An 8,913-nucleotide genomic window follows, 5' to 3' on the forward strand; every position below is an offset into this window, starting at 1 on the left:
AGGCTTACCCGGAACAATGGACTCCAGTCGTCCCCATATCTCATCGGTCAGCAACATTCGACTCATCTTGATCGCTTACGCAAAAGATGAGATGTAAACACATTTCTTCAAATGTGAATAGAGCCTAATAACAGGCGGCGCCACCGGCATAGGCGAATCCTTCGTAGAACACTTCTTCGCCCAAGGCTCGAAAGTAGCCTTCTTCGACATAGACACGACGTCGGGCGAAGCATTGGCAGACCGCTTAGGCGCATCGCTAGAAGCGCACCAAACGCGTCCGATGTTCCTGCAAGTAGACCTGACGAACATAGAAAATCTAAAGAAAGGCATCGAAGATGTAAGGGCGCAATTAGGCCCAATCGGCGTTCTAGTGAACAACGCCGCCAACGACAAACGCCACAAAATCGCCGAAGTCACCGAGGCCTTCTACGACGAAACGATAGCCGTCAACATCCGCCATCAATTCTTCGCGGCGCAAGCGGTCGCCGAGGACATGAAGAAACTGGGCGGCGGCTCCATCATCAATCTGGGCTCGATCAGCTGGATGCTGAAAAACAGCAACATCCCCGTCTACATGACGGCAAAGGCCGGCGTACAAGGCATGACCCGCGGCTTCGCGCGCGATCTCGGTCCGTTCAATATCCGCGTGAACACGCTCGTCCCCGGCTGGGTGATGACCGACAAGCAAAAGCGCTTTTGGCTCGACGACGCTGGCAAACGCGCCATCAAGGAAGGCCAGTGCATCGACGCGGAACTGCTGCCCGCGCATCTCGCGCGCGCCGCGCTGTTTCTCGCATCGGACGATAGCAGCATGATCACCGCGCAAGACCTGATCGTCGACGGAGGCTGGGTATGAACGCGCAACTTCTGGTGGATAGCCAATGCACGCTCGGCGAAGGCGCGACATGGTGCGCGCGCAGCGGACGCCTCTATTGGGTCGATATCGAAGGCAAAGGTCTCTGGCATTACGACACGCACGATCAATCGAGCAAGGTGATCGACATGCCCGAGCGCCTCGCGACCTTCGCGCTGTGCGCCGACACCAACGTGCTGCTGCTCGGACTCGCGTCGCGGCTGGCGTTCTTCGATCTGTCGACCGGCGCGATCGACACCATCATGCCCGTCGAGCCGAATCTGCAGACGCGTCTGAACGACGGCCGCTGCGATCGCGAATGGCGCTTCGTGTTCGGCACCAAGCACGATGTCGGCAACGCGGAGCCGATCGGCGGGTTTTATCGCCTCGACGCGAATCTCGCGCTCGAACGTCTGCCGCTCGGCGATTGCGCGATCCCGAACAGCATTGGTTTCTCGCCGGACGGCGCGAAAATGTACTACTGTGATTCGCCGACGCGTCAGATTCGCGTCTGCGATTACGCGACTTTCGACAACGACCGCGTGTTCGTCGAACTCGCCGATGCCGACGGCGAACCCGACGGCTCGACCGTCGATGCCGAAGGCGGCCTGTGGAACGCGCAATGGGGCGGCCGCCGCGTGGTCCGCTACGCGCCCGACGGACGCGAAACCGCGCGCATCGCCGTGCCGACCGAACAGCCGAGTTGCGTCGCGTTCGGCGGGGCCGATCTCGACACGCTGTACATTACTGCGCGCATCGGCCTGAACGAAAGCGATCCGCACGCCGGCGGCGTGTTCGTCGCGCAGCCAGGCGCGCGAGGAATCGCGGAAAGCCGGTTTGCAGGAAAGCTCTGACACCGAGACGGCGTGCGATGACGCGCCGTCCGCAATACGATCCGATTCGCCTCTCGATGGAGCATGAATCATGACCGCTGCGCGCACGGAACACGGACCCCGATCCACCTCGAACGCCACGGCGCAGGCCAATGCACGCCGCGCCAGGCTCGAAGCCGCCAAGGAACCGCCGATCCGCCCCGGCCCGAGCACGGCGGTCGTGGCCATCGGCGGGCGGAGGTCGACGGCTGCATCACGCTGGCGAACGCGCAGCTCAGGCTCGATGTCGCGCCGTCGCTGGGCGGCGGCATCACGCGCTTCGATTGGCGTCATCAGGGCGCGTCGGTGCCCATTTTCCGGCGCTGCCGCGATGTCGGGCCGAATACCGATCCGAATCAGCTCGCGTGCTATCCGCTGCTGCCGTATTCGAACCGCATCGGCAATGGCGCGTTCGAGTTTTCCGGGCGCGCGATCGCCGTGCCGTGCAATCGTCCCGGCGAACCGCTGCCGCTGCATGGCGACGGCTGGCTGCGCGCGTGGCACGTCGAGGAACAGGACGCGACGCACGTGCGGATGTCGCTCGACCGCAGCGCCGGCGAGCCGTACGCGGTCCGCGCATCGCAGACATACGCGCTCGACGAAGCGACGCTCGTCGTGACGCTCGGCATCGAGAATGCGGGCGATCAGCCGATGCCGTTCGGCCTCGGCCTCCATCCGTTTTTGATGCGCGAAGCCGACACCGAACTCTCGGCGGCGGCGGGCGGCCTGTGGCTGTGCGGCGACGACAGGCTGCCGGTGCGTCACGTGCCCGCGCCGCCGGCATGGCAGTTCGGCGTGGCGTATCCGATGCCGTCGTCGATGGTGAACAACGCGTTCACCGGCTGGAGCGGACGCACGAGCGTGCTGTGGCCGAAGCGGCGTCTGTCGCTGACCATCGCGGCGGACACCGATTACTACGTGCTTTACGCGCCGCCCGGCGAGGACTTTTTCTGCTTCGAACCGGTCGATCATCCGATCAACGCGGTGAATCTGCCCGGCGGCGGCGCGGCGCACGGCATGACGGTGCTCGCGCCGGGCGAGCGCCTGTCGCGCGAATTCCGCTTCACGGTCGAGCGAACCGGCGAAGCGGCGCGGCGCACGCGCCCCAAAACGCGGGCGGGATCGAAGGCGCGGGCGGCGGCGCGGTGACGTCGGCACGTTAAAATACGTGCCATCGACGCTTTCACCGAATCCCCGCCATGTCTTTCATCGAATCGCTCAACGCCGCCTGGTCGCGGACTCAATCCCTGCTGTGCGTCGGACTCGATCCCGAGCCGTCGAAGTTTCCCGGCGCGCTCAACGGCCGCGCCGACGCGATCTTCGAGTTCTGCAAGACCATCGCCGATGCGACCGCGCCTTATGCGTCGTCGTTCAAGCCGCAGATCGCCTACTTCGCGGTGCATCGCGCGGAAGATCAGCTCGAAGCGCTGATCGCGCATATCCACGAGACGCATCCCGGCATCCCGGTGATTCTCGATGCCAAGCGCGGCGATATCGGCAGCACGGCGGAGCAGTACGCGAAGGAAGCCTTCGAGCGCTATCGCGCCGATGCGGTGACGGTCAATCCGTATATGGGCTTCGATTCGATCGAGCCGTATCTCGCGCATGAAGGCAAGGGCGTGATCGTGCTGTGCCGCACCTCGAATGCGGGCGGCTCGGACCTGCAATTCCTGACGACCGATGGCAAGCCGCTGTACCAGGTGGTCGCGGGGCTCGCGGCGGACAAATGGAACGCGAGCGGTCAGCTCGGACTCGTGGTCGGCGCGACTTTCCCGAAGGAAATCGAAGCGGTGCGCGCGATCGTCGGCGACATGCCGCTGCTGATTCCGGGCATCGGCGCGCAAGGCGGCGATGTCGAAGCCACCGTCCGCGCGGGCCGCACGGCGAATGGCGCGGGCATGCTGATCAACTCGTCGCGCGCGATCATCTACGCCAGCAAGGGCGACGACTACGCGCGAGCCGCAGCCGAAGCCGCGAAGAAAACACGCGATTCGATCAATCAGTATCGTTAAACACGACGCACGCGCAGCGCGAACTCACCGCTCGCGCTGATCCAGAAACTCCAGCAATTTCCGCAACGCGTGCGCGGCGGCTTGCGAGCGCACCTGCTCGCGGTCGCCCTTGAAATGCGTCGTCTCGACCGTCGTATGCAGACGGTTGCTCCAGCCGAAGCACACCGTTCCGACCGGCTTGGCCTCGCTGCCGCCCGCCGGTCCGGCCACGCCCGTGATCGACACCGACACCTGCGCGCGGCTGTTGCGCAGCGCGCCTTCGGCCATCGCCTTCGCGACCGGCTCGCTCACCGCGCCGTGCTGCTCGATCATCGCGGCGGGCACGCCGATCATCTCCGTTTTCGCCAGATTCGAATACGTGACGAAGCCGCGTTCGAACCACGCGCTGCTGCTCGAGATATCCGTGATCGCGGTCGCGACCATGCCGCCCGTGCACGATTCGGCGGTGGCGAGCGTCAGCTGTTCGTCGCGCAGCTTGTTGCCGACGCGGATCGCTAGTTGGTGAACGACGGTATCGGTCGGCATGGCGGTGTCTCGAAAGAGCGAAGTAAGAAGGGAGAGGTCAGACGGTCATGCGCCACAGCGCGATCACGAGCAGCGTGAAAAACGCCGCGACGAGATCGTCGAACATGATGCCGAATCCGCCTTTCAAACGGCGATCGAAATAGCGGATGGGCGGCGGCTTCACCATATCGAAGAAGCGGAACACGATAAACGCCCACAATTGCCCGGTGAAGGTCGCGGGCGTCACGAGCAGCAGCACCAGCCAGAACGCGACGATCTCGTCCCACACCACCGGTGAAGGATCGTCGATACCCATTTTCTTCGCCGTGAAGCCCGTGAACCAGCATCCGGCGACGAAGCCGACGACGATCAGCGCGCCCCATTCCGCGACCGTCAAGTGCCGGTTGAACACGATGAACGATACCCACGCGAACAGCGTGCCGACGGTGCCCGGCGCGATCGGCGACAGGCCGCTGCCGAATCCGAGCGACAACATATGCAGCGGGTGAGTGAGCATGAAACGCGCGCTGGCGCGGCGGGGCTTGGCGCTCGGCCGCGACGCGTCGTCCGCGAGCGTGGGGTCAGTCTGCATGAAAATGATCGAAGCCTTGCAACGTAAGAGAGAGCGGCGCGCCTTCTTTGTCACGCCAGTCGATGGCCGGCGCGCCTGTTTCGATTGTACCGATGCGCGTCAACGGCACGCCCACGCGCTCGCCGATCTCCGCGAGCGTCGCGCGCGCCGATGCGGGCGCGGTGAAGCAGAGTTCGTAGTCGTCGCCGCCGGCGAGCGCGCACTGGCGACGCGCGGCATCGGGCAGGGCGCGCAGCGCGTCGGAACAGGGCACAGCGTCCGCATCGACGATGGCGCGCACGTTCGAACGCCTGAGGATATGCATCAGATCGCCGGCGAGGCCATCGGAGATATCGAGCGCCGCATGCGCGACGCCGCGCAAGGCCACGCCCAGTTCTACGCGCGGTTCCGGCCATTCGAGCGCACGCCGCCATTGCGCGGACGCGTCGTGGTCGGGCGCACGCCATTCGCCGAGCAGCATGCCGAGACCCGCGCGGGCATCGCCGAGCAGGCCGGACACGTAGATGTCGTCGCCGGGACGTGCGGCATCGCGTCGCAGGGCGGCGTGGTGCGGTACGTCGCCGAACACGGTGATGCACATGTTCAGCGGCCCGCTCGTCGTGTCGCCGCCGATCAGCGCGCAATCGAAGCGTTCGGCCAGCGCGAACAAACCGTCGCTGAAGGCGGCGAGCCAGCTCTCCTCCGCGCGCAGCAGGGCCAGCGCCAGCGTGAACGCGTGCGGCGTCGCGCCCATCGCGCCGAGATCGGAGAGATTCACCGCGAGCGCCTTGTGACCGATCGCGCGCGGATCGACATCGGGGAAAAAGTGACGGCCTTCGACCAGCATGTCCGTCGAAATGGCCAGTTGATGGCCGGGCGGCGGCGCGATCAGCGCGCAGTCGTCGCCAATGCCGAGCGGCCGCGCGGCCTCGTCCCGATGACGCGGAGTCGGCGCGCTCTCGCGGCGCGCAAAGTAACGGTCGATGAGTGAAAACTCGGAAAGCATCGTCGGCAAAGAGTCTGTTTTTGTGCGCTGCAAGATGGAATCGATACGTCGAACGAAGCTTGCAAAAGCCTTCCCGCCGCATCTCGAAAAAGCTGGCCGTATCCGTGTGAGCCTTATGCTGCAATGCGATCAGCGGTATTTCAGTCACGGCACTTGTAGCTGAAATTGCATCGCGCGGGCTCCGAAGCGTCACCTCAGAAGCGCTACAATGCGTTCGACCTTTCATTCTAAATCCCGCACTGCTACCCCGCCTTATGACGACCTCCGCCAACAACAAACTCCGCGAAGCCGCGCTCGACTACCACGAATTTCCCACGCCGGGAAAGATCGCGATCGCGCCGACCAAGCAGATGATCAACCAGCGCGACCTCGCGCTCGCGTACTCGCCGGGCGTGGCGTTCGCGTGCGAGGCGATCGTCGAGGATCCGCTGAACGCCGCGCGATTCACTGCGCGCAGCAACCTCGTCGGCGTCGTGTCGAATGGTACGGCCGTGCTCGGTCTCGGCAACATCGGGCCGCTCGCGTCGAAGCCGGTCATGGAAGGCAAGGCCGTGCTGTTCAAGAAGTTCGCCGGCATCGACGTGTTCGATATCGAGCTGAACGAAAACGATCCGCACAAGCTCGTCGACGTGATCGCCGCGCTCGAGCCGACTTTCGGCGGCATCAATCTGGAAGACATCAAGGCGCCGGATTGCTTCATCGTCGAGCGCGAATGCCGCAAGCGCATGAAGATTCCCGTCTTCCACGACGATCAGCACGGCACGGCGATCGTGGTCGCGGCGGCGGTCACCAATGGTCTGAAGGTGGTCGGCAAGAAGATCGAGGAAGTGAAGCTGGTCGCGTCCGGCGCGGGCGCGGCGGCGCTGGCCTGTCTGAATCTGCTGGTCGATCTCGGCATGAAGCGCGAGAACATCTACGTGACCGATCTGGCCGGCGTGGTCTACAAGGGCCGCACGGAACTGATGGATCCGGACAAGGAACTGTTCGCGCGCGAAACCAGCGCGCACACGCTCGCCGAAGTGATGGAAGGCGCGGACGTGTTCCTCGGTCTGTCGGCGGGCGGCGTGCTCAAGCAGGACATGGTCAAGCAGATGGGCACCAAGCCGCTGATTCTCGCGCTCGCCAATCCGACGCCTGAAATCCTGCCGGAACTCGCGCTCGAAGTGCGTCCGGACGCGGTGCTCGCGACGGGCCGCACAGACTATCCGAATCAGGTCAACAACGTGCTGTGCTTCCCGTTCATCTTCCGCGGCGCGCTGGATGTCGGCGCGACCGTGATCACGAAGGAAATGGAAATCGCGGCGGTCAACGCGATCGCCGAACTGGCGCGTCAGGAGCAAAGCGATATCGTCGCGACCGCTTACGGCATTCAGGATCTGTCGTTCGGTCCGGAATATCTGATTCCGAAGCCGTTCGATCCGCGTCTGATCGTCAAGATCGCGCCGGCAGTGGCCAAGGCCGCGATGGAATGCGGCGTCGCCACGCGTCCGATCGAAGACATGGACGCCTACGAGCAGCATTTGCAGCAGTTCGTGTATCACAGCGGCACGACGATGAAGCCGGTGTTCCAGCTCGCGCGCAGCGTCGATGCGGACAAAAAGCGCATCGTCTTCGCGGAAGGCGAGGAAGAGCGCGTGCTGCGCGCGGTCCAGATCGCCGTCGACGAAAAGCTCGCCCGGCCGATCCTTATCGGCCGTCCGGCGGTGATTCAGCAGCGCATCCAGAAGTTCGGCCTGCGTCTGACGCGCGACGTCGACTTCACGGTCGTCGATACCGACCACGACGAACGCTACCGCGATTTCTGGCAGACCTACGCCAAGATGATGGCGCGCAAGGGCATCAGCGAGCAAATGGCGAAGCTCGAAATGCGCCGCCGCACCACGCTGATCGGCTCGATGCTCGTCAAGAAGGGCGAAGCCGACGGCATGATCTGCGGCACGGTAAGCACGACGCATCGCCATCTGCACTTCATCGATCAGGTGATCGGCAAGAAGGACGGCGCGAACGTCTACGCCGCGATGAACGCGCTGGTGCTGCCGGGCCGCCAGATTTTCCTGGTCGATACACACGTCAACGTCGATCCGACGCCGGAGCAGCTCGCCGAAATCACGATCATGGCGGCGGAAGAAGTGAAGCGCTTCGGCATCGTGCCGAAGATTGCGCTGCTGTCGCATTCGAATTTCGGCACAAGCCACGCGCCGTCCGCGCAGAAGATGCGCGAGGTGCTGGCGATCCTGAAGGAGCGCGCGCCCGATCTCGACGTCGACGGCGAAATGCACGGCGACGTGGCGCTGGACGCGCGTCTGCGCCGCGAAGTCCTGCCGCAATCGACGCTCGAAGGCGACGCGAATCTGCTGATCCTGCCGAACATCGACGCGGCGAACATCTCCTACAACCTGCTGAAGACGGCGGCCGGCAACAACATCGCGATCGGGCCGATCCTGCTGGGCGCGGCCAAGCCGGTGCATATCCTGACGGCATCGGCGACGGTGCGACGCATCGTCAACATGACCGCGCTGCTGGTGGCAGACGCGACGGCGGCACGCTGACCTGACCGGACGGTTGTCCAAACGCAGGCCGAAGTAAAAAACGCGGCGAGGTGATCCACCTCGCCGCGTTTTATCTTGTACGGGCGAAATCGGGCAGGACAGACGACGCAGACGAAAAAAAACGCGTGCCGTAGAACACGGCACGCGTTGGGGGCACACAAGGGGAATTGGGCGTCCCGTGAAAATGTAGAACAGACGGCAAGAGCGAAAAATGCCGCGAAACTGGCAACAAGTGAGGCGTCTTGTTCAGGGGTTTCAAGTTCTACGGGACTGGTTATTATCTCTTTCAGGCTAAAAGTATCTCAGTTTTGGCCTAAAAACGATCGTCGTTCGGCAATGGACGCGCTCGCGTCGTCCCGCGCTTTGAGAAAAAATTTCCGAAATTCCCTCCATCATTGATTCGCCCTGTCATTAGCGATACCCTTACACCTTTAGTGCGACACGCACGCTCGTGTCCGGGCAGTCCCAACGTAAGGGACATCGACTAGCGGTTCGAATAACGTCTATATGAGTTAATCGACTGCGATAGGCATGGTGTAGAGCATC

At 63.6% G+C, this 8,913-nt stretch carries 7 protein-coding genes and 1 pseudogene; 5 read left to right on the plus strand and 3 right to left on the minus strand.

Annotated elements, in window-relative coordinates; genetic code table 11:
* Positions 1–127 precede the first annotated feature (127 nt).
* The 4 genes and pseudogenes from BVER_RS25475 (at position 128) to pyrF (ending at position 3,737) form a co-directional block, all read left to right on the plus strand.
* The gene (locus BVER_RS25475) at positions 128–856 is read left to right on the plus strand and encodes an SDR family NAD(P)-dependent oxidoreductase (RefSeq protein WP_050455632.1); all 729 of its coding nucleotides are present in this window, start codon (positions 128–130) and stop codon (positions 854–856) included.
* Positions 853–1,707 (plus strand): SMP-30/gluconolactonase/LRE family protein, encoded by an 855-nt coding sequence (locus BVER_RS25480; RefSeq protein ID WP_050455634.1) that lies wholly within the window; start codon positions 853–855, stop codon positions 1,705–1,707. Before BVER_RS25475 ends, BVER_RS25480 begins: the two co-directional genes overlap by 4 nt.
* Before the next feature lie 70 nt (positions 1,708–1,777).
* A pseudogene (locus BVER_RS25485) lies at positions 1,778–2,874 on the plus strand (aldose 1-epimerase).
* Between the two features lie 50 nt (positions 2,875–2,924).
* On the plus strand, positions 2,925–3,737 hold the full coding sequence (gene pyrF, locus BVER_RS25490) for an orotidine-5'-phosphate decarboxylase (RefSeq protein ID WP_050455635.1): 813 nt from the start codon (positions 2,925–2,927) through the stop codon (positions 3,735–3,737).
* A 24-nt stretch (positions 3,738–3,761) separates the two neighbouring features.
* Here the strand turns inward: pyrF and BVER_RS25495 are convergent, their stop codons facing one another.
* The 3 genes from BVER_RS25495 to thiL are packed head-to-tail and all read right to left on the minus strand — an operon-like array spanning position 3,762 to position 5,818.
* Positions 3,762–4,262 carry a CinA family protein gene (locus BVER_RS25495; RefSeq protein ID WP_050455636.1) on the minus strand — a complete coding sequence of 167 codons (501 nt, stop codon included), beginning with the start codon at positions 4,260–4,262 and terminating at the stop codon, positions 3,762–3,764.
* 37 nt (positions 4,263–4,299) lie between these two features.
* Positions 4,300–4,833 carry a phosphatidylglycerophosphatase A family protein gene (locus BVER_RS25500; protein WP_198155358.1) on the minus strand — a complete coding sequence of 178 codons (534 nt, stop codon included), beginning with the start codon at positions 4,831–4,833 and terminating at the stop codon, positions 4,300–4,302.
* Entirely contained in the window at positions 4,823–5,818 is a 996-nt protein-coding gene (gene thiL / locus BVER_RS25505; RefSeq protein ID WP_050455639.1) for a thiamine-phosphate kinase, read from the minus strand. Before thiL ends, BVER_RS25500 begins: the two co-directional genes overlap by 11 nt.
* 254 nt (positions 5,819–6,072) lie before the next feature.
* On the opposite strand from thiL, the gene BVER_RS25510 reads away from it, so the two are divergent.
* Positions 6,073–8,367, plus strand: coding sequence for an NADP-dependent malic enzyme (locus BVER_RS25510; RefSeq protein ID WP_050455637.1), 2,295 nt, complete (start codon positions 6,073–6,075; stop codon positions 8,365–8,367).
* Positions 8,368–8,913: the final 546 nt, after the last annotated feature.

Source organism: Candidatus Burkholderia verschuerenii (genome assembly GCF_001189365.1).
Lineage (GTDB): Bacteria > Pseudomonadota > Gammaproteobacteria > Burkholderiales > Burkholderiaceae > Caballeronia > Caballeronia verschuerenii.

What these genes read in the sequence shown, in the direction of transcription:
- BVER_RS25480 (WP_050455634.1), top strand. Translation starts at nt 853, where the DNA reads ATGAACGCGCAACTTCTGGTGGATAGCCAATGCACGCTCGGCGAAGGC.
- pyrF (WP_050455635.1), top strand. Translation starts at nt 2,925, where the DNA reads ATGTCTTTCATCGAATCGCTCAACGCCGCCTGGTCGCGGACTCAATCC.
- BVER_RS25495 (WP_050455636.1), bottom strand. Translation starts at nt 4,262, where the DNA reads ATGCCGACCGATACCGTCGTTCACCAACTAGCGATCCGCGTCGGCAAC.
- BVER_RS25500 (WP_198155358.1), bottom strand. Translation starts at nt 4,833, where the DNA reads ATGCAGACTGACCCCACGCTCGCGGACGACGCGTCGCGGCCGAGCGCC.
- thiL (WP_050455639.1), bottom strand. Translation starts at nt 5,818, where the DNA reads ATGCTTTCCGAGTTTTCACTCATCGACCGTTACTTTGCGCGCCGCGAG.
- BVER_RS25510 (WP_050455637.1), top strand. Translation starts at nt 6,073, where the DNA reads ATGACGACCTCCGCCAACAACAAACTCCGCGAAGCCGCGCTCGACTAC.